The sequence below is a fragment of the Achromobacter mucicolens genome, from assembly GCF_029866465.1.
In the GTDB taxonomy this organism is placed as follows: Bacteria; Pseudomonadota; Gammaproteobacteria; order Burkholderiales; family Burkholderiaceae_B; genus Achromobacter; species Achromobacter mucicolens.
In genome coordinates this window covers 4,621,227-4,642,473 of sequence record NZ_CP123364.1, presented here as the reverse complement: position 1 = coordinate 4,642,473, position 21,247 = coordinate 4,621,227, and the positions used below count along the sequence as shown (strand labels likewise).

The window sequence follows — 21,247 nt, the reverse complement described above, 5'->3', positions numbered from 1 at the left end:
GTCGATGTCGTTTCAGAGAGCGAAGGTGATCCGGGGCGCGTCGTCAGAATGAGGTCCAGCCTTCCGAGCAGTCCACCTTGCGCACGGCCTTGCTGCAACTCGGGCAGAAGTGGATGTTGGCGCAGGTGATGCCGTACATCACGCACTGCCCGATCTCATCGCTGTACTGGCCGTTCCGGTTGGGCAGGCCAAAGTAGCAGTGTCCTCCCATGTTGTAGTAGAAGTACTGCGGCGGATCCAGCTTGGAATCGTCGGCCGAGGAGTCTTCGTTGCGCAGGCCGGGCCAATCGGGGCCGCTGGGCACCATGCCGAGCAGGTGGCCCATTTCGTGGGCCAGCGTTTCCGTCAGGTACGCCTGCGAGTTAGGGACGTAGGGATCCAGGGTGGACACGAACAGCAGGTTGGTGCCGGTGATGGCCAGGCCAGCATAGCTGGCGGCGACCGTGTTGAACTGGATGTTGAGCACGCCGTTCAGGGGCGTGGACGAAATCTGGGTCAGGTCGACTTTCACGGAGAAGACGGCGCCGGAGCTTTCGCGCAGCGGCGTCATCAAATGGCGCGGAATGGGAATCGAACGTTCCGCGCCCGATGCGTCAGTGTAGAGGTACCGGGCGTGGACGAGCCAGTCGTCGCTGTCGTCGAACTCGTACCAGAGGCTGGCAAGGGTGCGGTCGTCGTTGACGATGGGCACCGTCATCACGCGTCCGCCCGGGCCGGCCGGCACGGGCAGGCGCATGTCGCCGCTGGTGCCGGGCGCGGCCAGCCGGTCGACGTGGCACACCACCAGCGTGTAAGGCTCGCGCTGCTTGCCGGGCGAGGTGGCGTACACGCGGCGCACGGCGTCCATGATGGCCTGCTGCGCGTCCACGTTGTCCGCCGCATCCACCGCCGAGCGGCCGCGGAATTGCAGGCGCGGCAGCTGGATCATGTCGATGCCGTGCAGCGCGAATTCCGCGGTGACCGGCGTCACGTCGGCCAGATGGTTCGCCGGGCGGGCGCTCATGCACATCACTTCCTGGATATACAGGCGGCGCGCGGTTTCGACGCGCTCCGTCTTGATGAGCTGGCCGCGTTCGTCGCGCACCTCGAACAGGTAGACGTTGCGGCCGGCGGCGGGCAGGTCGATGTCATCGACGATGCGGGTGCCGTCGGCGTCCGTGACGTAGCTGCGCGGATTGGCGTGCGGCTCCTGGTAGCTGGCGCGGCGGCCGCGCTCGCGGCTGGAGTAGGCGATGTTGCCGGCGTCGGCCTTGACGGTGATGGTGAAGCGGTGCGCGCCCGGACGGTTGAACTCCACGTGGATTCGCGGGCGTCGGGTCTGCCGCTCGGTGGTGGTCAACGCGTTGCCGTCGTTCCAGCGTTCGTCCGCGCGTTCCAGGTTGACGTATTGCAGGCGCGCGCCATCCTGGCGGCCGCGATACGTGGAGACGCTGGGCACCACACGCCCGGAGCCGGACGGGCCGGGCAGATTGGTGCCCTGCGTGCGGGCGACCGGGCCCAGTCCGATCGTGTCCAGCACGTCCCGCGCGATCTGCGGCAGCGGCGAGTCCGCCACGCCCGGGATCTTCATCAACACCTCGGCCACCTTGGGCAGCGTTTCGGTGGCGAGCGTGGGCGATTGCAGGATGGCGCCAATGACGCCCGGCACCGACGAGGACGACAGACCCGGCATGCTGAGAATGGCGCCGGCCACGGCGGGAATGTTGGCCTGCTTCACGTCGGGCAGCGAGAACAGCGTGTCCACGGCTGAACTCAGCGCTGCGGCGCGGTCGCCCGCCGCGTTCAGCGCTTGCGTCATGACGGGCACGATGGCTGCGCCAACGTTGGCGCTGACGCCGCCGCTGGCGAGCGTGCTGGCGCTAGATAGCACGGTGGAGGCGGTGCTGGCCTGCTGCGCGATGGCCGCCAGGGTGCCTCCGCCAGCCACGGCGGCAATGCCGGACGCCCCGGCTCCGCCACCTCCGCCCGCGGCAGCGCCGGCTGCACCGACTGCACCGCCTGCGGCTGACAGGTCCGTCGCGCGGGTTGCCGGTGTGCTGTCGGCCATGCCCGCCGCGCGCGCGGTCTCGGCGCCGAGCACGGTGTCCGGCGGGTCGGCGGGGGCAGTGGTTCCGGCCGGCGCAAAGGGCGGCGTGGCGCTTGCCGCGCCGGTGCTGGCGCTTGCCAAGGGCGGCGTTGCGCCGGTGGTGTTGCCGGCGGCGAGGGGAGGCGTTGGGCTGGCGCCGCCGCCAGCGATGGGGGCGGTGGTCTCGGCGGGTTGCGTCGAAGAGACGTCCGCCGGGGAGGGCGCGCCGGTAGTTTGCGTGGTGACGGTTGCCGGTGCGCTGCCATTGGCCGCTGCGGAACCGACCGGCGCGGCCGCGCCATTCGCGCCGATGGGAGCGGAGGCCGCCGAGGCGTTCGTTGAACTTGCGGTCGCGTCGGCGCCGGGGATTGCCCCTGCGCCTGCATCTGCTGGGCCAGCTCCAGCACCTATACCAGAACCTGCACCGGCACCTGTACCTGCTGCACCCGCAACTGCACCTGCATCGGCACCTGTACCTGCTGCACCAGCAACTGCACCTGCATCGGCACCTGTACCTGCTACACCGGCAACTGCACCAGCACCTGCATCCGCTGAGCCTGTCTCTATTCTGGCGCCGGCCGCCGTGCCTTCGCTGACGCCGGCACCTGCCAAACCGGGGGAAGCCCCCGCGGAACCTGCAACCGCGTCTGTTCCTGCGAGAGGGCCCGCGCTGGCGATGCCGCCCGTGGCTGTGGGAAGGGTCGAGGTCGCGGCGCCGCTTGTCGCGGCCGCGTCAACCGCCGCTCCCGCGCCCGCCGCGCCGACGGCAACGGACGGGCTGGGAGAGGCTTCGATGTTCGGAAGTCCGAAAGTGCTGTCCCCGGTCGCACCGGGCAGCCCGGTTCCCTGCGGCAAGCTCTCGCCGGGCGCAGGCACGAAGCCGGGCGTTTGCGGCGCCGCGCCAGACAAGGGCGGCGTGGTGAAAACACCGGCCGATTCGGGCAGCGACGGCGCGCCGGCCAAGGCAGCACCCGGGTCCGTGGCGCCGGAGGAGACCGGCAACCCGCTTATCGCCGCGTCAGACGCGACCGGCACGCTCGGCGCCGCAACGGATGGCGCGCCAGTCGGCAACGCCAATGCATCGGGCAGACTGCCCGGCGCGGCGGTCGAGCCGGACGCCGCTTGCGTGACGCTGCTGGCCGCGGCAGAGGTGGCGCCCAACAGACTGCCCGCGCCCGCCGCAATGGACGCGAGCAGCGCGGCATTCGCAGCCGGGCTGCGCCCCTTGGTCGTGTCGTCCTGCTGCGCGGCGTCAGCCGCGTCATGAGCGGAGGCGTTCATCGACCCGCGCGCAGCGGCCGTGCCGGTGGCCAAGGGGGCATCGGCCCGCTGGCTTGCGTGTACGCCGGACGCTATGTCGCTGCCGCCTACGCGGTGGGCGGACGTGCCGCGCGCAAGCCAGTCGCGCGCGTCGCGAGCGGTGTGTTCCGCGTGGGTGGTCTGCTCGTCCCGTTCCGCCGTGTGATCGAGATGCGGGGCTGGGCCGGTCGAGCGATGCGCGTCAGGCGACGCGCCCGGTTGCAGCACTGTCGATCCTTGCGTGAACGCGGGCGCCAATCCCGCGGCGGCGGCGCCGATACGTGTCGGGTCGACCTGCGCGTGCTGCGTGGTGTCTTCGCCGTCATTGGCGTGCTGGGTGGCGTCGTCGCCGTCATGCGCGTGCTGCGTGTCGTCATCGCCGTCCTGGGCGTGCGTACGACGCGACGTCGTCGCGGTCACGGTTCCGGCGACGGCGGCGAGCAGGCCGATGGCGGCTCCCGATCCCTCTGTCTGACGGGCTTGGCCCGGCGCGGCCATGGACGCGGACGGCGCTGCATCGTGGGTCGAGCCCGGCGCCGTCCTGGCGTCCGCCTCGATGCGGCCGGGCGCTTCCGTGCCTGAGCTGGCGGACAGATGCGAGCGGGCGGCAGCGTCGGATTGCGTAGCGGACGTGGACGCGACCGATGAGGACGAGCCGAAAGCGGGCTCGCCTGCCTTGGACGCTTGCGAGTCAAACGCCGATCCGGACCCCGATCCCGACTCCGATCCCGATCCCGATTGGGTCGCGATGGGCATCGCTGCGGACGCCGAACTGCTGCGGCCCGCCAACGAGGCAGCCAGCGCGCCCGTGGCCGGGATGCCGACTCCCGTTGCGCCAGCAGCAAAAGCGGCGGCGCCGCCAGCAGCCGACGCGATGGACGGGACGGCCGTGCGGGTGCTTGAGGCGGCGATGGCAGACGCAACGCCAGCGTCCGCGCCGGCAACAGATGCCGGCGAGGCGATGTTCGCATCCGCGCCAGCGGCCGCAGCGCCAGATGCCAGAAGGTCGTCCGCGCTTGCTGGGGACGCGGCGGACCCAACACCGGCGTCTGTGTTTGCGAGGGACGTGCCGGAGGCAATACCTGCGTCCGCGCTTGTGAAGGACGTGCCGGAGGCAATGCCCGGGCTCGCATCTGCCAGGAACATGCCGGAGGCGATGCCGGTGTCCGCACTGGCGAGCGACGCATTGGACGCGATGCTTGTGCCTGCCAGGGTTGCGCCCGATGCGACACCCGCACCAGCGACTGAAGCGATGCCCGCGCCCGCGCCAGAGCTAGCTCCCACGCCGGCGCTGGTACCTGCTTGGGAAGGAATTGCAGACGCGGCGCTGCTGCCGGCCGCTGCCGTGGCAAGCGTGGGCGTTTGTGTTGCGGCGTCGGATGCGGACGGCGCTTGCAGGGTGCCGTTGGCCGGATGCGCACTGTTGTCAGCCATGGCGCCTGCGGGCGATGCCGCGGGCGCCGCGGCGGCGGTGGCCGCTGAAGACGGAAGCGTTGCGGCCGCCGTGGCCTGCGCGGTGGGCGTCGCGGCGGATTCCGACGTTGCTGCCGATCCCAACGCCGTTTCCGAGGCCGGTTGCGAGACCGTTTGCGAGGCCGGTGACGAGGCCTGTGCCGACGCGGACGCCGAGGTTTCTGGAGCGGGGGAGGGGGCCGCGGATGCCGGTGTTGCCGTGGTCGCGGAAGCCGTGGCCTGCGTCGACGCACCTGCCGTTCCCGATGCACCTGCCGACGCACCTGCCGTTCCCGATGCACCTGCCGACGCACCTGCAGTAGCCGACGCACCTGCCGTTGCCGATGTCTCTGCTGTAGCCAATGCGCCTGCGCCTGCCGGATCGGCTGCTGGCGACGCACTCGCCGCAGTCATCGGGCTTGATGCCGACGCTGGCGTCGATCCTGCTGCCGCCGATTGCGCAGCGCCGGTCCCCGTCGGCGCGAAGGACGGCGTCGCGGCTGCGCCCGTCAGTCCTCCGTCGGCACCAAGCCCCGCGCCCGAACCTACCTCTGCACCCTTGCCCAGTCCCGCGATCGACGCGGCGCTCGTGATCATCTTGGACGCGCCTTCGGGCGCGGCCGAGGCCAGCATGTCGGTTGCGGCGGGCAGGGCGGCGGTGGGGTCCTTGACCCATTCAGCGGCCTTGGAGACCGTGCCAACGGCTGCCGTCGCGCCGTCGATCATGCCGCCCGCGCCGGGCGCGACGGACGCCAGCATGCCGGAGGCGGCGGGCAGCGCGGACATCGGGTTGGCGATCATGGCTTGCGCCTGCGACACCATGCCCATCGTTTTCTTGGCCGTGTTCAGCAAGCCTCCCACGGCAGAGGGCGTCGAACCCATGCCGCCGAGCAAGCCCGGCGCCTGCGACAACGCGCCCATGGGATTTTTCGCCAGCCCGGCCAATGTGTTCGCCTGGCCGGCAAATTGCGAGAGCTTGGCCGCCGCGCCGGCGGCCGTCTTGCCCAGATCGCCCAAGCCGCTGGGCGCGAGGTCGCCCAATCCGCTCAGGCCCCCGCCCGCACCCGCCGCACCCGCCGCGCCGCCAAAACCGGCCATCAGGCTGGTTCCGGCCTTTTTGGCGGCCGAGGCCAGGGCGCCGTCCTTGTGGATAAGCTCTGCGCTGACGATCAGCGGGTCGTCCACCGTGGTGCTGGGCAGCGCCGGCAGCGCGGCGGCATCGCTGCCGGGGCCGACGAAGTTGTGCGTGGCGCCCTTGACCGAAAACAGCCCCGGTCCCTTGAAGACGATATCGGCGCCGTCGAGGATGACGCTGCCGCCCGCTGCCTGCAAGGTGACGCGCTGCTGCCCCAGGATCTCGATGCCTTCTGCCGATGACGTGACGGTGATGTCTTGCCCCGCCAGGGCTTCCAGAATGTCGGTGTGGGCGTGCAGCGACACGGGCGCGTGTGCCGACACCGCGCGTATCGCCCCTTGCTGCGCGAACACGCTGGCCGACCGTGCCGACACGGCCGCATAGGTTTGCGTGGCGGCCACATGCGCATCGGACTGCGCCGTGGCGTGCAGGTGTTCGCCCGCGTGCAACACGGCGCTGGCCGGCGTGGCCAGGTTCAGCGAGTTCGGCGAATCGATCAGCAGATGCGGGCCGTTGATGCGCTCGACGGCGGCCTCGCCGGTGCGTTTCCCGTCGGCGGCCTTGCCTGCGGCCTGTCCGTTCACCTGGGCGGCGTAGCGGCCTTCCAGCTTGGGGTCCAGCGCCTTGAGCAGGTCCTCGTAGCCTTCGGACGCCGCCAGCGGGCGCGCCTTGTGCTGGCCCGCGCTGTCGTTCAACCGGCGCGACGCGTCCTGCGCGCCGCGCAGCAGCAGCAGGGCTTCCTGTGCATCGGCTTGCGTCGACTTGCCTTGTTCACGCGCAGTGGCCGACAACAGCATGCCCTGACCGGAACGCACGACCGTCCACGCGTCCGAGCGCAGTTCAAAGCCGGTGCCGCGCCATTGGCCGCGGCTGGCGTCGTCCAGCTCCTGTTCCACCAGATAGCCCAGCCCAAGTTGCGTGGCCGCGGTGGAGCTGGCCAGCCGTGTGCGCAGTTTGCCCTTGGTGTCGTCGAACAGCCATTGGTTGCGGCCCGCGCCATCCAGGCCCTGGCTGTGCCACCCGCTCAACACGCCGGCGTGATTGGCGTCGCCGTCTTCGCCGGCGGACCAGGGCGGCAAATCCGCATCGTTGTAGAGCTGCCCCGCGACAACGGGCTGGTTGATGTCGCCGTCGATGAATTCAACGATGACTTCGGTGCCGGCGCGCGGCAGGTGATGCGCGCCCCAGTTTGGGCCCGCCTGCGCGCTGGCCACGCGCAGCCACGTGCCCGAGCGGTCATCGCCGGGCGCATTGCCGCTGGCATCGCCATGCGTGCGATGCGGCAGGCCGCCCGGCAGCGGCTTTTCGCCGCGCTGCCACGGAAACTGCACCTTGACGCGCAGATCGCGGTCGGCGGTGATGGGCGCATCGGCCGCGCTGACGACCACCGCAGCCAGGCTTTCCGGGGCCGTGGGGCGCGCGCGCCACGCGGGCATCAACGCTGCCGCGTCGGGCTGCGCAACGAAGACATTGCGATATGTGCCGCGCTCCATGTCCGGGGTGTTCAACACCTGCGCGGCCTGGCTGCCCAGGTTGTTCGTGGCTTCGTGCGTCACGTCCAGCACCACGTAACGGTTGCCGCCCAGTTCGTCGGCGGCCTGTCCGCCGCCGCCTTCGGCGTAGCGTGCGTGCTGGCTCAGCGCGAACACGTGCCCTGCCGCCAGCGAGCGGGCGGTGCCCGCGCCCTCAAAGCGCACCACCTCGGATTCATGGGCGCGCAGCGCCCGCGCCGCGCTCTGCTCGGCCGCGTCGTCATCGCCATAGCGGCCATGGCCGGCGTAGTCGTAGTCTTCAAGGACGGGCAGGGATTCCACCTGCACCTGCGACTGGCTCTGCGCGGCGTGCGCGTTCAGCGTGCGCTCGTTCCAGGCGGCGCGCGCCACGCGGTTGGGCCGCACGGCCTGCCGGGCGGCAAACCGGGTGATGCTGTCGCTTGTTTCGGTCGCGTCGCTACGGTGAAAGCGCAAGGGCGAGGCCGGGTCCTGCGGACGCGCGGCGTCGGCGTCGAAGATCACCACGCGGTGGCGCGCGCCGCCGCTGGCGGACTGGCCGTCGTCCTGTTGGTGTTCGAAGCGATAGCTCAACCCCGCCTCGGTCAGGATGCGTTCGACGAACGCCAGGTCCGACTCTCGATACTGCGTGCAGACGGCAAGCGGCTCCAGCGCCTGGCTCAATTCAAAGGCGAACGCGGCCTGGGGATAATCCGAAAACACCTCGCTGACGATGTCCTGCACCGACAGGTCCTGGTAGATGAAGCTGTCGCGCCGCAACGCCAGCGCGGCCATCCACGGCGCGGCATGCAGGCGGAAACGCGCCAGCCCGCCGTCGGCGCCCAGCGCGTCCACCCCTTCCACCACCGCGTGCCACCGCCGCATCGCGCCATCGGCCTGCAGCAGGCTGACGCTGATCTCCTTGCCCAGCAACGCGCCCACGTCCACTTCGGCGCTGGCCGCCAGGCAGTCCAGCGTCAGCGAGAACAGGCGCGACACGCCTTCGCGCAGGTTCAGGTGTTCGACCACGAGCTCGGCGTTCAGCGGGGTGTCCAGGCGCAGCAGGCGCGCCTGCTGCGACAGCGTGGCGATGTTCAATGACGAGTAGGCCGGGGCGTTCGAAGGCAAGGCGTTCATAGGACGTGGCGAATGTCGTTCGGCGGAGCCGGGGCGCGGGGCACGCGCCGGGAGGGGGCGGGTGAAAGCAGGGCCGGGAGCCGGCCCGGACGCTATGGCAGCGAAATCGTCAGGTGCGCGGCGCGCGGACCCAGCTTGACGATGTCGTGGTACGGCGCCATCGCCGTCTGCATCTCGGTGTTCAGGAAGTGGCGCATCCCCAGAAACGCCAGCAGGCCGAGCAGCGCAAAGACAGCCATGATCGACCACAGCGGCACGTCGCGTTTCAGCGTGTGCGCCACCTTGTCGGGCAGCGGCCAGTGCGGCGCGAAACCGGTGCGCTTGCCGCGCAGCAGCGCGATCTCGTCGCCCAGCCGCGCAGTCAGATAGCCGAGTTTTTCCTGGCCCTCGATCAGGTACTTGCCCTGAAAGCCGAGCAACAGGCACATGTAGTAGATCTCAAGCGATTGCAGGCGCGGCGCGCCTTGGGCGCGCAGGTCTTCCAGCCGGGCAAAGAAATTCTCGCCAGCCAGCTGTTCGCCGAACAAGGTGAGCTGCAGGGGTTGCAGCATCCACGCATCGCGAATGGCGAACTGCGAATTCAGCACGGTCTCGTCTACCGCGGCGCAGAATGCATACTTGGTGGCATACACGTCTTCCGCGGGAATATCCATTTTCTTGGCGGCGCGTTCGTAGTCCGCCAGAAACTGCTGCACCCGCGCCGAGAACGCCGCGGCGTCGGTGGGCTCTTGTCCGCTCTTGAGCAGGAACAGCATCAGGAAGCCGTCATACAGCAAGTCCAGCAAGGACCTGGCCGGACGGCTGGCGTGGAACTCGGCGGCCCGGGGCGGCAGCGTGGCGCCGGGCATCAGGGAGGGAGCGTCTGCGGTCATGGAAGTACGTGTCCTGTCAGCGGGTGACTGCAATCAAATCCAGCTTGAGCTCAGGGATGCCGGCGGGCGCGTAGATGGCGATGCTGCGCGCTTGCAGCATGCGGTCATAGAGCGAACCCCGCGCCTGTAGCGCGAAATACACCGCCCCGGGCTTGACGGGCACCGCCGGCGGCACCTGCGGCGTGTAGGCCAGCGGCACGCCGGGCATGGCCGACAGCACCAGCTTATCCACGTCTTCCGGCGCGCCCACCTTGAAGCGCATGGGTACGCTTTCGGAAAGTTCCGAGGCAGGCATGGCGGCCTGCACCGCCAGATACAGCGACGTGGTTTCGTCGAGCTTTTCCGAATCCAGCCTGCCCATGTGGAACGACGGCCGCAACTCTTCCAGCACGATGGAGAAGTAGCGTGTGGAGATCACCGTTTCCAGCAGGTCGCGCAGGATTTCGTCCATGCGGGCGAACGCCGGGCCGGGCGCGTCATGCCGGTAGACGGGCAGGTCGGCCAGCGTATGCAGCTTGGAGAACGTCATCAGCGCGCCCGCCAGCCGCGCCAGTTCCTGGAACAGCCGTTCCGGGTGGAGCTGCGGATGGTGAAACAGATGCGACAGCGTGGCGTAGGCCTCGTTGGCCGTGTGCAGCAGCCAGAACGAGGCGACGTCGCCCGAGCGGAACTCGATGATGTTCTTGCTGGGTTCGCGGTGAAAGCCGTACAGCGCATTCACCTTGGCCTGCAGCGCGTCCAGCAGTCGGCGCAGCTGTTCATGCAGGGCGCCAGAGGCCGTCAACGACAGGCTCGGCGCAACGAAGGTGGTGTCCAGCTCATAGCCCGCGCTGGCGGTGCGGCGCACGCGCGCCACCGGAATGGCCAGCAGCGCGTCGCGCGGTTCGAATTCCGAGATCAGGCGCACGTCTTTGCGCAGGAACGCCAGCTCAGCCGTGGTGGCGCCCGTGTACAGGTCGGGGGCCGGCGCATTGTTGTGCGTGTAGCGTGAGTCGAAGCTGGCTGCCGATTGGCCATCGCGGTAATTGCCGCCAATCGCCTTGAGCGGATGGATGGCCAGGTAAAAGACCGCTTCGGTGACGCCATCCAGCGCGGTCAGCGCAACCGGCGGCGGCAGTTCATCGCCATGGGGCGCGTTGTAGAGTTCACCGTCCGGAAACACCGCGCTCATCTCTGTGGCGCGCAACATGCCGTTGGCCAGTGCCGATGCATCGAAGCGCGCGGCGCGCAGGCCCCACGCATAGGGATGCAAGGCGCGGGCCATCTCGGCCAGCCGGTCTTCGTGATAGGCATCCTGCCGCTGAAAATGTTGCGGCCGCAGAAACAACCCTTCGCCCCAAAGGACTTTGGCTGAGTGACTCAAGTTGGCGCTCCCTTTGCTTGTCTTTCCATGTCTTCATATAGAAGGCGGGCCTACGCGCAATGCGCGTCAACCGGGACACTGCACGCCGGAAAGGCGTGCCGGGTCGTAGGCTGGCAGGCCCGCCGGCAACGTGGGTTTGCCAGTGGCGACGGTGAGCGCACACGCGTGCGCGCCCAGCACAATGCCACTGTCTTCCACGTCGTCGACCTTGAATACATACTTCCAACGCATCGGCGCGGGCGCGTAGAACAACCCGGCGATCGCGATGTAATCGGCTTGCTTGGGGACCTTTTCGACGGCTTCGAACCGTTGGCCGGGTGTGAGCGTCAGCTCACGTATTCCCAGCACGGATTCCCCGAGCGTGGCTTTCTCGGCAGCAGTGTCTATCAATTGCGTGAGCGGCGCACGTTGGAATTGCTCAGGATTCTTCAGGTAGTATATTTTTGTAACTACAGCCATCGACTGTCCGCTGCTGGCATTCAAATTTTCTCCGGCATGGATCGTCAAATTCACCTCGACAGGCGCGTTTTCGGGCTTTTTCAGGCCCGCCATCTCCATCGCATTTCCGGTCAAGCCGGCCACCGCGCCGATGGCTGATACGGCCGCACATCCAGTAATGACGGTGCTTGCAAGCGAGCAAGCCGCGACTGCGAAGAAGCGTGATAAATGGATATGTTTGGACATGGCCCTTTATACCGGAAGTGTGTGAAGCAATACAGATCGCAGCACGTTAGGCGCAATTTCGACGCAAGTAACATGAAGACACTTGCTGTAGCGCTGGGCTAACAAAAGGTTGTTGAAATACGGCCCCTAGTTACAACCCCGCTAGGTGCTTAAAAATGCGCTTTCCCCGCCTCGTCGTTCTCGCAGGTGTCGTTGCCGTAATGGCCGGCTGCGCGTCGGTAAAACCGCAGTCGGAATCCGAATACAAACAATCCATGGCCGAAGCGGAAAAGGCGCTTGAGCAAAAGAGCGCCGACCAGGCCGTCGCGCAATTCGAGGAGATTGCAGTCCGCAATCCGTCCAAGGGATTGCCGTGGTCCTACATCGCGAAGATTCGTTTCGACGAACAGAAATATGGTCAAGCCATCGTCGCGGCCGACGAGGCGCTGAGCCGCGACCCGGATGATTTCGTGGCCAAGAGCGTGCGCGCCGTCGGCGGCCTGCGTGTAGCCATGCAGTCGCTGGCGGACCTGCGCGCCGATGCGTTGCTGGCAGGCAATGCGCGCGCAGACGCCGTGGCCCTGGCCGCGGCAATGCGCGAGACGCTGGGCCAGGATGTGCTGTTCCCGGAAGGCCGCCGCCCGCCGCCGCGTCCGCGTCAGCCGCCGCGCAAGGCCGACCCCGCCCCGGCGAGTGCGTCGCCTTCCAGCGCCGCACCGACGGGCGTTGCACCGACGGGTGCGGCACCCGCCGCATCGACGCCTGCCGCACCCAAGGTCACTCCCAGCGCCGCGCCGGGGGCCGCCTCCAATGCGTCGCCCGCCGCAACCCAGCCCGCCCAGCAGCCCAACCGCGCGCCGAACCCGTTCGGCGACCTGCTTACCAAGTGATTCGCCCAGGCAGCGCCGGCTAGCCCGGCGCGCCTGACCGACCGCCACGATCCTTTGCACGGAGCCATCCATGGCCAAGAAAGAAAGCGTTCAGAAACGATTGCAGAAAGTCCGTCCGCCGCGCGTTCAGCTCACGTATGACGTGGAGAAGGGCGACGCCATCGAACAGAAGGAGCTTCCCTTCGTCGTGGGCGTGGTGGGGGACTTTTCGGCGCAATCCGAAGCCGAGCTGCCGCGTCTGAAGGACCGCAAGTTCGTCAACATCGACGTCGACAACTTCGACGACGTGATGCGTGGGCTGGAGCCGCGCGCCGCGTACCGCGTCAAGAATGCGCTGACCGAGGAAGGCGGCACGTTCGGCGTGGACCTGAAGTTCCGTTCGATCGAGGATTTCCGCCCGGAAGCCGTGGTCCAGCAGGTGGAGCCGCTGCGCGAATTGCTCGACATACGCACCAAGCTAGCGGACCTGCGCAACAAGCTGGCGGGCAACGACAAGCTGGAAGACCTGCTGGGCGAAGTGCTGTCCAGCACCGAGAAGCTGCAACAGTTGACCAGCGAGACCGACAAGGGAGGCCGCAATGAGTAATTCCGCCGCTGCACAGAACACCGCTGCCGCCCCGGCCGACGCGCAAGGCGGCCTGCTGGACCAGATCGTCGAGCAAAGCCGGGTCGCCAAGTCGACCGCCGAGCACGATCGCGCCAAAGACATCATCGGTGAGCTGGTGCGTGAAGTCATGAAGGGCACCGTGGTGGTGTCCGACAATCTTTCCGCAATGCTGGATGCGCGCGTGGCCGAGCTGGACCGCCTGATTTCCGCGCAACTGAGCGAGGTGATGCACGCGCCGGAATTCCAGAACCTGGAGAGCACGTGGCGCGGCCTGCACTACCTGTGCCAGGAGACCGACACCAGCCCGATGCTGAAGATCAAGGTGTTGAACACCACCAAGCGTGACCTGGTTCGCGACTTCCAGACCGCCATCGACTTCGACCAGAGCCTGATGTTCAAGAAGGTCTACGAAGAAGAATTCGGCACGTTCGGCGGCGCGCCGTTCGGCGCATTGCTGGGCAACTTCGAGATCACGCGCCAGCCCGAGGACATGTACTTCATCGAGCAGATGTCGCATGTGGCCGCGGCTTCGCACGCGCCCTTCATCGCCTCGGCCTCGCCCGAACTGCTGGGCCTGGACAGCTTTGCCGACCTGGGCCGCCCGCGCGACCTGGCCAAGGTGTTCGACACCGTGGAATACACCAAGTGGCGCAGCTTCCGCGATTCGGAAGACTCCCGCTATGTGGGCCTGACCATGCCGCGCTTTCTGGGCCGCCTGCCCTACGATCCGGTGGAAGGCACCACGGTCGAAGGCTTCAACTTCGTTGAGGACGTGGACGGCACCGACCACTCGAAGTACCTGTGGTGCAACGCGGCGTGGGCGTTCGGCGCCCGCCTGACGGCCGCGTTTGCCGACTTTGGCTGGTGCGCCGCGATCCGCGGCGTGGAAGGCGGCGGTCTGGTCGAGAACCTGCCGACGCACACGTTCAAGACGGACGACGGCGAAATCGCGCTCAAGTGCCCGACCGAAATCGCCATCACGGACCGCCGGGAAAAGGAACTGAGCGATCAGGGCCTGATCCCGCTGGTGCATTGCAAGAATTCGGACTACGCGGCCTTCTTCGGCGCACAGTCGGTGCAGAAGGCCAAGAAATACAACACGGACAGCGCCAACGCCAATGCGGTGTTGTCGGCGCAGCTGCAGTACATCTTCTCGGTGTCGCGCGTGGCGCATTACCTGAAGGCGATGATGCGCGACAAGATCGGCAGCTTCGCGTCGGCGCAGTCCGTTGAGAGTTTCCTGAATCGCTGGGTGTCGCAGTACGTGCTGCTGGACGACAACGCGACGCAGGAACAAAAAGCGCAGTTTCCGCTGCGCGAAGCTTCGGTGCAGGTGGCCGAGGTCCCGGGACGTCCGGGCGTCTTCCGCGCCGTGGCGTTTTTGCGGCCGCATTTCCAGCTTGACGAACTCTCGATCTCGTTGCGCCTGGTTGCCGAACTGCCGGCTCAGGCTCAGAAATCCTGATCGTCATTGCACTGACCACTCATCCATTGAAAGAGGTTATCAACAATGAAGGACATCTACGTCAAGTTCGGCAATCCGGCGCTCAAGGGCGAATCGCAAGACAAGGACCACCCGGATTGGATCGAAGTCAGCTCGTGGCGCCATGAAATCATCCAGCCGCGTTCGGCCACCGCATCGACCTCGGGCGGCCATACCGCCGAGCGCACCGAACACGGCGAAATGGTCTTCACCAAGGATCTGGACGTGGTCAGCCCGCTGCTGTATCAGCACGCGTCCGGCGGCACGACGTTCGATGAAGTCACCATCGATTTTCTGCGCGCGGACGGTGAGGGCAATCGGGTCAAGTACCTGGAAATCAAGCTCAAGTACGTGATCATTGCGCGCGTGGCGCCGGAAGTGGTTGCCGAAGGCCTGCCGCACGAGTCGTTCTCGCTGAAGTACGCCGCCGTGCAGTGGAAGTACACGCAGCAGAAGGTCGGCGGCAACCAGGGCGGCAACGCCCAGGGCGCCTGGAGCCTGACCAAGAACGACAAGACCTACTCGGTCTGATCGCTGCCAGGTTGCCAAGAGACCGCGGCCCGAGCCGGGCCGCTGTCCATTTTTTTGCTGTTTCCGGATTGATCAGGCCCCGATGAAAGGATTCGAACCGAGTCTGTTCGACAAGCTGTTCGAGGCGGAGGGCCAATCGCCCTATGCGCTGCGCCGCCTGTCGATCGAAGAGATGAAGGAAACGGTGGCGCGCGACATCGAGGCCTTGCTGAACACCCGCATGGTGTTCACCGAGGAAGACCTGCGGCGCTTCCCCAACTGCCAGCGGTCGGTGCTGACGTACGGCCTGTCGGACTTTTCCGGATTGAGTCTTGCCAGCCACTACGACCGCGAATTCATCTGCCGGTCGCTGGAGCAGGCGATCGCGCGCCACGAGCCTCGCCTGACGCACGTGCGGGTGATGCTCCAGGTGGACAGCCGCGCGACATCGGTGCTGTATTTCGCGATCACGGCGATGCTGGACGTGGGACCCGCCCACGAGCCCGTCACCTTCGACGCCACGTTGCAGCCCTCGACGCTGCAGTACTCCGTGACCAAGGGCTGGGCCAAGAGCCCGGCCACGGTCTGAGGCCCCCACTCGTAACGCAGGTGCATTGGCGCGCTGGAAGGAAAGACAACAATGGAAGAATTGCTGCCTTATTACGAGCGCGAACTGGGCTTTCTGCGCACGTCGTCGCGCGACTTCGCCGAACGCTACCCGAAGATCGCCGCGCGGCTCGGCCTCTCGGGCGAGACCTGCGAAGATCCGCACGTTGAACGCATGATCGAGTCGTTCGCCTTGTTGAGCGCCCGCATCAACAAGAAGCTGGACGATGACTACCCGGAATTCACCGAAGCGTTGTTCGAGGTGATGTACCCGCATTACCTGCGGCCCTTTCCCTCTTGCAGCATCGCGCAGTTCGACCTTGGCGGCGCGGGCGCGCAACTGACCGCGCCGGTCCGGATTGCGCGCGGCACGGAACTGAAGTCGCACCCGGTCCGGGGCGTGTCGTGCCGCTTTCGCACCACTTATGACGTCACGCTGGCGCCCGTTGAAGTGCTGCGCGCCGGCTTTGAGTCCAGCGCCAATGCGCCCGCCACGGCCAAGCTGCCGGCCGGCGTGACCGGGCGTTTTTCCGTCACCCTGGGTTGCCAGGGCGAGAATCAGCATTTCGGGGCCCTGGGCGTGGACCGGCTTCGGGTGTACCTGCACGGTGAACCGTCATTCGTGGCGGCCTTGCGCGACGCGCTGTTCCTGCGCGCCGCCGCGGCCTACGTCGAGCTGCAACCGGGGCGCTGGGATCGTCTGCCCGCCATTCCGGTCGGGCAGGTGGGACTGGCGGAAGAAGACGCGCTGATCGACTTTCCGGCCAGTTCGCACCCGGCGTATCGCCTCCTGGCCGAGTACTTCGTGTTCTCGGAAAAATTCAACTTCGTGGACATCGACCTGGCCGCGCTGCGCCCCTATCTGGGCACGGTGCGCCAGTTCACGCTGCACCTGCCGGTCAGCGGCCTGCGCGCGGATTCCAATACCGCGCGGCTGCTGGAATCGACGTCCGCCGACAATCTGCGGCTCGGCTGCACGCCGGTGTCAAACCTGTTTTCGCAGCGCGCGGATCCCATCCGCGTCACGCATGCGTCGGCGTCGTACCCGGTGGTGGCGGACGCGCGGCGGGCCTATGGTTACGAGGTCTATTCGATCGACCGCGTGCGCCAGGTGCGTCAGAACGCGCAGGGCGATGCGGTCGTGGAATTCAGGCCCTTCTATTCGCTGCACCATGGCGAATCGCCCGACAAGGCGGGCCACTACTGGACGATGCGGCGCGATGCGTCGATGGCGCAGCGCAGTCCGGGCTACGAGACGGAGATTTCGATCGTCGATATCGACTTCGACCCGTCGGTGCCGCAGACCGAAACGCTGAGCCTGGATCTGACCTGCACCAATCGGGACTTGCCGTCGCAGATTGCGGTGGGGCAGGCGGGCGGCGATCTGTTTCTGGAAGGCGGCTCGGTGGCCCGCACGATCCGCATGCTGCGCCGCCCGACGCATTCGCACCGGTTCCAGCAGGGCCGTGCGGCGCATTGGCGCCTGATCTCGCATCTGGCGTTGAACCATCTGTCCCTGGTGCAGAGCGGGTTGCCGGCGCTCAAGGAAACGCTGCGCCTGTACGACCTGTCCGGCTCGGCCGTGGCCGCGCGCCAGATCGAAGGGCTGGTGGGACTGGACTACAAGCCCGCCACGCACTGGATGCCGGGCGAACCGTTCGCCACCTTCGTGCGCGGCATCGAAATCCGGTTGACCGTCAATGAAGACCACTTCGTGGGCACCAGCCTGCACACGTTCGTGGCGGTCATCAATCGCTTCTTCGGCCTGTATGTGCATGCGAACAGTTTCGTGCAGTTGGTTGTGTTGTCGCGCCGCGGCGCGGAGGAACTTCTACGATGCCCCCCTTGCAACGGCGACGCCATCCTAGCGTGATGGACGCGCTGCTGGCCGAGCCGCAGCGCTTCAAGTTTTTCCAGGCGGTGCGCCTGCTGGAGCAATGCTTTGCCCGGCAGGAGCGGGGTGCGACGCGTCATCCGGTGCCGGTGCACCTGCGCTTTCCCAACGCGCCGGGCCTGGGCTTTCCGCCCAGCGAGATCGTGGATGCGGTGGCGTACGACAAGAACGGCGAAGTGCTGGCGGACGAGGCCGCGCGGCAGGCCGCCGTGGCCGAAGGCCGGCTGGGCCGCGTGGACGTGACGCCCGCGTTCTTTGGACTCTTGGGCGGGCAGGGCGCATTGCCGCTGCATTACTCGGAAATGCTGGCCAACCGCGAAAGCCTGCGGCGCGACCGGGGCGCCCGCGCGTTCTTCGACATCTTTTCGAACCGGGCGGCGGCGCTCTTCTACGCGGCGTGGAAGAAATACCGCATGCCGCTGCGGCACGAAACCGAACCGGACCATCATTACCTGCCGCTCTTGCTGGCCTTGGGCGGCATCGGCCATCCGGCGCTGCGGGACCGCCTGCACAACGGCGCGGGGCGGGTCCATGACGAATCGATCGCGCACTACGCGGCGGCGGCGCGTCAGCGGCCGGTGTCGGCGCCGTACCTGCAGCGCGTGCTGCAGGATTACTTTGGCGTGCCGCTGCGCGTGGAACAGTTTGTCGGCCGCTGGTATGACGTCCCGCCGCAGAACCGCACGCAGCTTGGGCATCCTGGCGCCGTGCTTGGCGTGTCGGCGCTTGCTGGAGACCGCATCTGGCAGCGCGACCTGCGCATCCGGCTCTGGATCGGCCCCTTGTCGGGCCAGGCGTTCACCGACTTCCTGCCTGGCGGCGAGCGCGCGCAGGCGCTGGAGAAACTCCTGACGATGTTCGGCGGGATGACGTTCGAATACGAGGTGCGGCTGGTGCTGGCGCGCGAGAGCGTCACCCCCAGCCAGTTGGGCGCAGGCGCCGAGGTGCGCCTGGGCTGGAATTCGTTCCTGTGCACCGAGCCCGCCCGGCAAGACCGCGACGACGCCAGTTACGAACTGCACACCATCCATTGACCCCATCACCCTCAGACACTTATGGCCACACCGCTGAAGACCTTGATCGGAAAGCTCAACCAGACCTGCCGCCAGGCCGCCGAACGCGCCGCCAGCCTGTGCATGGCGCAAGGCCACTACGAAGTGGATCTGGAGCATCTGTTTCTGGCCTTGCTGGAAAGGCCGGCCAGCGACGTGAGCGTCATCGCGCAGCGTTGCCACATCAAGACCGACGCGTTGGAGGCGGACCTGAATGCGGAGATCGGCCGCTTCAAGAACGGCAATACGCGCACGCCGGTGTTTTCACCGCATCTGCCCAAGCTCTTTGAACATGCGTGGCTGATTGCGTCGCTTGATACCCAGACGACGCGCATCCGGTCCGGCCACCTGTTGCTGGCCCTGCTGACCGAGCCCGATCTGGCGCAACTGGCGCGGCGCGGCTCGACGCTGTTCGAATCGTTCCGGCTGGACGCGTTAAAGCATGACTTTGCCGCCTTGACGGCCGGTTCGGAAGAGGCCGGGCAAGCCGTGGGTTTTGCCGATGGCGCGGGGCCGCAGGGCGACGCTGGCCAGCCGGCGCCGGCGCTGTCGGCCACGCCGGCCCTGGACCAATACACCACGAACCTGACCGAACGCGCCCGCGAGGGCAAGATCGACCCGGTGATCGGACGGGACGCCGAAATCCGCCAGATGATCGACATCCTGACGCGGCGGCGGCAAAACAACCCCATCCTGACCGGCGAGGCGGGCGTGGGCAAGACGGCGGTGGTCGAGGGATTGGCGCTGCGGATTGTGTCGGGCGACGTGCCGCCCGCGCTGGCCGAGGTGACGCTGCGCACGCTGGACATGGGTCTGCTGCAGGCGGGCGCCAGCGTCAAGGGCGAGTTCGAGAACCGCTTGAAGAACGTCATCGACGAGGTCAAGAAGAGCCCGTCGCCCATCATCCTGTTCATCGACGAAGCCCACACCATGATCGGCGCGGGCGGGCAGGCGGGGCAGAACGACGCGGCCAACCTGCTCAAGCCGGCCCTGGCGCGCGGCGAACTGCGCACCATCGCCGCCACCACCTGGAGCGAATACAAAAAGTTCTTCGAGAAGGACGCCGCGCTGGCGCGCCGCTTCCAGGTGATCAAGGTGGAGGAACCGGACGAGACGCTGGCCGCATCGATGTTGCGCGGCATGGCGCCGCTGATGGAGCGCCATTTCGGTGTGCGCATCCTGGACGAGGCGATCAGCGCGGCGGCCAGGCTGTCGCATCGCTACATCACCGGCCGCCAGCTGCCCGATAAGGCGGTCAGCGTGCTGGATACGGCATGCGCGCGCGTGGCGCTGGGCCGCAGCGCCACGCCGGCCTTGATCGATGATGCGCGGCATCGCCTGACGCGCCTTGGCGCCGAACAGGCCGCGTTGCAGCGCGAAGCCGCCACGGGCGCGCCGCACGCGCGCCTGGACGAATTGCGCGACGAGATCGCGGCGGTCACGCAGACCTTGGCCGATGCCGAGTCGCGCCACGCGGCGGAAATGGACCTGGTGGCGCGGATACACGCCTTGCGGACGGAGCTGGAAACCGCGCCGCAGGAAACGGCCGCGGAGGCGTCCGCGGAGAAGGCGCCGCCGCCGTCCTCGTCGCGCCGCAAGGCCGCGCAGGCCGTGCCGCTGACGCCCGCGCAGCAGCGTCTGGCGGGCTTGATGGACGAGCTGCGGGCGTTGCAAGGCGAACAGCCCCTGGTGCCGGCCTGCGTGGACGCGCAGATCGTGGCCGAGATCATCTCGGCGTGGACCGGGATCCCGCTGGGCCGCATGGTCAACGACGAGATCCGCACGGTGCTGCAATTGCAGCCGCTGCTGGCCGAACGCGTGATCGGGCAGGACCACGCGCTGGAGGCCATCGCGCAGCGCGTTCGTACGGCGCGCGCCGGGCTGGAAGACCCGGACAAGCCCAAGGGCGTGTTCCTGTTCGTGGGCCCGTCGGGCGTGGGCAAGACCGAGACCGCGCTGGCGCTGGCCGACATTCTGTACGGCGGCGAGCGCAAGCTCGTCACGATCAACATGAGCGAGTACCAGGAGGCCCACAGCATTTCTGGCCTGAAGGGCTCGCCGCCGGGCTATGTGGGCTACGGCGAAGGCGGGGTGCTGACCGAGGCGGTGCGCCGCCAGCCCTATAGCGTGGTGCTGCTGGATGAAATCGAAAAGGCCCACCCCGATGTGCTGGAGCTGTTCTTCCAGGTTTTTGACAAGGGTGTGATGGACGACGCGGAGGGGCGCGAGATCGACTTCCGCAACACGCTGATCATCCTGACGTCGAACGTCGGCTCCAGCGCCATCATGCAGGCATGCCTGAACAAGCCGGCCGCGGAGCGCCCGACGCCGGACGCCTTGTCCGAGCTGTTGATGCCGCAGTTGTACAAGGCCTTCAAGCCGGCCTTCCTGGGCCGCATGAAGACCATTCCTTATTTCCCCGTGGACGATGACGCGCTGGCGCACATCATCGAACTGAAGCTGGGCCGCATCGCACGCCGCGTGGCGGCCACGCACCGCGCGGTGTTCGAATGGGATGAGGCGCTGGTCGAGGCGGTGCTGGCCCGCTGCACCGAAGTGGACACGGGGGCGCGCAATGTCGATCACATCCTCAATGGAACGCTGCTGCCCGAGATTGCCGGGCAGGTCCTCAGCCGCATGGCGCAAGGTGAGGCGATCGCCAAGATCCGTGTCAGTGCGGGCAAGAACGGCGAATTCCGCTTCCGCATGAGCTGATTCAAGACAGAGAG

General features: G+C 67.4%; 12 protein-coding genes. 8 read left to right on the top strand and 4 right to left on the bottom strand.

Going from position 1 to position 21,247, the window contains the following annotated elements; translation table 11 throughout:
• Positions 1-43 precede the first annotated feature (43 nt).
• From tssI to tssJ, 4 genes are all read right to left on the bottom strand, one after another.
• The gene (tssI, locus tag QEP15_RS21215; protein ID WP_280148011.1) at positions 44-8,578 is read right to left on the bottom strand and encodes a type VI secretion system tip protein TssI/VgrG; all 8,535 of its coding nucleotides are present in this window, start codon (positions 8,576-8,578) and stop codon (positions 44-46) included.
• A 92-nt stretch (positions 8,579-8,670) separates the two neighbouring features.
• Positions 8,671-9,450, bottom strand: coding sequence for a type IVB secretion system protein IcmH/DotU (gene icmH, locus QEP15_RS21210; RefSeq protein WP_056325715.1), 780 nt, complete (start codon positions 9,448-9,450; stop codon positions 8,671-8,673).
• Positions 9,451-9,466: 16 nt separating this feature from the next.
• On the bottom strand, positions 9,467-10,813 hold the full coding sequence (gene tssK, locus QEP15_RS21205) for a type VI secretion system baseplate subunit TssK (protein ID WP_056325717.1): 1,347 nt from the start codon (positions 10,811-10,813) through the stop codon (positions 9,467-9,469).
• 66 nt (positions 10,814-10,879) lie between these two features.
• Positions 10,880-11,497: a type VI secretion system lipoprotein TssJ gene (gene tssJ, locus QEP15_RS21200; RefSeq protein ID WP_081100935.1), complete on the bottom strand. Its 618-nt coding sequence runs from the start codon at positions 11,495-11,497 to the stop codon at positions 10,880-10,882.
• A gap of 155 nt (positions 11,498-11,652) precedes the next feature.
• On the opposite strand from tssJ, the gene QEP15_RS21195 reads away from it, so the two are divergent.
• From QEP15_RS21195 to tssH, 8 genes are all read left to right on the top strand, one after another.
• The gene (locus QEP15_RS21195) at positions 11,653-12,366 is read left to right on the top strand and encodes a tetratricopeptide repeat protein (protein ID WP_280148010.1); all 714 of its coding nucleotides are present in this window, start codon (positions 11,653-11,655) and stop codon (positions 12,364-12,366) included.
• A 70-nt stretch (positions 12,367-12,436) separates the two neighbouring features.
• Complete coding sequence (gene tssB, locus QEP15_RS21190; protein ID WP_152382523.1) at positions 12,437-12,952, top strand: type VI secretion system contractile sheath small subunit; 516 nt, start codon at positions 12,437-12,439, stop codon at positions 12,950-12,952.
• Complete coding sequence (gene tssC, locus QEP15_RS21185; protein WP_056325730.1) at positions 12,945-14,438, top strand: type VI secretion system contractile sheath large subunit; 1,494 nt, start codon at positions 12,945-12,947, stop codon at positions 14,436-14,438. The genes tssB and tssC overlap by 8 nt, the downstream gene beginning before the upstream one ends.
• A gap of 45 nt (positions 14,439-14,483) precedes the next feature.
• Entirely contained in the window at positions 14,484-14,987 is a 504-nt protein-coding gene (locus QEP15_RS21180) for an Hcp family type VI secretion system effector (protein ID WP_006226591.1), read from the top strand.
• 82 nt (positions 14,988-15,069) lie between these two features.
• Entirely contained in the window at positions 15,070-15,555 is a 486-nt protein-coding gene (gene tssE, locus QEP15_RS21175; protein WP_056325732.1) for a type VI secretion system baseplate subunit TssE, read from the top strand.
• A gap of 51 nt (positions 15,556-15,606) precedes the next feature.
• Positions 15,607-17,445, top strand: a complete 1,839-nt coding sequence (gene tssF / locus QEP15_RS21170) for a type VI secretion system baseplate subunit TssF (RefSeq protein WP_152382522.1) — start codon at positions 15,607-15,609, stop codon at positions 17,443-17,445.
• Positions 17,409-18,500, top strand: a complete 1,092-nt coding sequence (tssG, locus tag QEP15_RS21165; protein ID WP_174245419.1) for a type VI secretion system baseplate subunit TssG — start codon at positions 17,409-17,411, stop codon at positions 18,498-18,500. Before tssF ends, tssG begins: the two co-directional genes overlap by 37 nt.
• Positions 18,501-18,521: 21 nt before the next feature.
• On the top strand, positions 18,522-21,233 hold the full coding sequence (tssH, locus tag QEP15_RS21160) for a type VI secretion system ATPase TssH (RefSeq protein ID WP_280148009.1): 2,712 nt from the start codon (positions 18,522-18,524) through the stop codon (positions 21,231-21,233).
• The last annotated feature ends 14 nt before the right edge of the window (positions 21,234-21,247 follow it).

Excerpts from the sequence above, each read along its gene's own strand:
- QEP15_RS21195 (WP_280148010.1), top strand. The coding sequence starts at position 11,653 with ATGCGCTTTCCCCGCCTCGTCGTTCTCGCAGGTGTCGTTGCCGTAATG.
- tssJ (WP_081100935.1), bottom strand. The coding sequence starts at position 11,497 with ATGTCCAAACATATCCATTTATCACGCTTCTTCGCAGTCGCGGCTTGC.
- tssE (WP_056325732.1), top strand. The coding sequence starts at position 15,070 with ATGAAAGGATTCGAACCGAGTCTGTTCGACAAGCTGTTCGAGGCGGAG.
- icmH (WP_056325715.1), bottom strand. The coding sequence starts at position 9,450 with ATGACCGCAGACGCTCCCTCCCTGATGCCCGGCGCCACGCTGCCGCCC.
- tssF (WP_152382522.1), top strand. The coding sequence starts at position 15,607 with ATGGAAGAATTGCTGCCTTATTACGAGCGCGAACTGGGCTTTCTGCGC.
- tssG (WP_174245419.1), top strand. The coding sequence starts at position 17,409 with ATGCCCCCCTTGCAACGGCGACGCCATCCTAGCGTGATGGACGCGCTG.
- tssI (WP_280148011.1), bottom strand. The coding sequence starts at position 8,578 with ATGAACGCCTTGCCTTCGAACGCCCCGGCCTACTCGTCATTGAACATC.
- tssB (WP_152382523.1), top strand. The coding sequence starts at position 12,437 with ATGGCCAAGAAAGAAAGCGTTCAGAAACGATTGCAGAAAGTCCGTCCG.
- QEP15_RS21180 (WP_006226591.1), top strand. The coding sequence starts at position 14,484 with ATGAAGGACATCTACGTCAAGTTCGGCAATCCGGCGCTCAAGGGCGAA.
- tssC (WP_056325730.1), top strand. The coding sequence starts at position 12,945 with ATGAGTAATTCCGCCGCTGCACAGAACACCGCTGCCGCCCCGGCCGAC.
- tssH (WP_280148009.1), top strand. The coding sequence starts at position 18,522 with ATGGCCACACCGCTGAAGACCTTGATCGGAAAGCTCAACCAGACCTGC.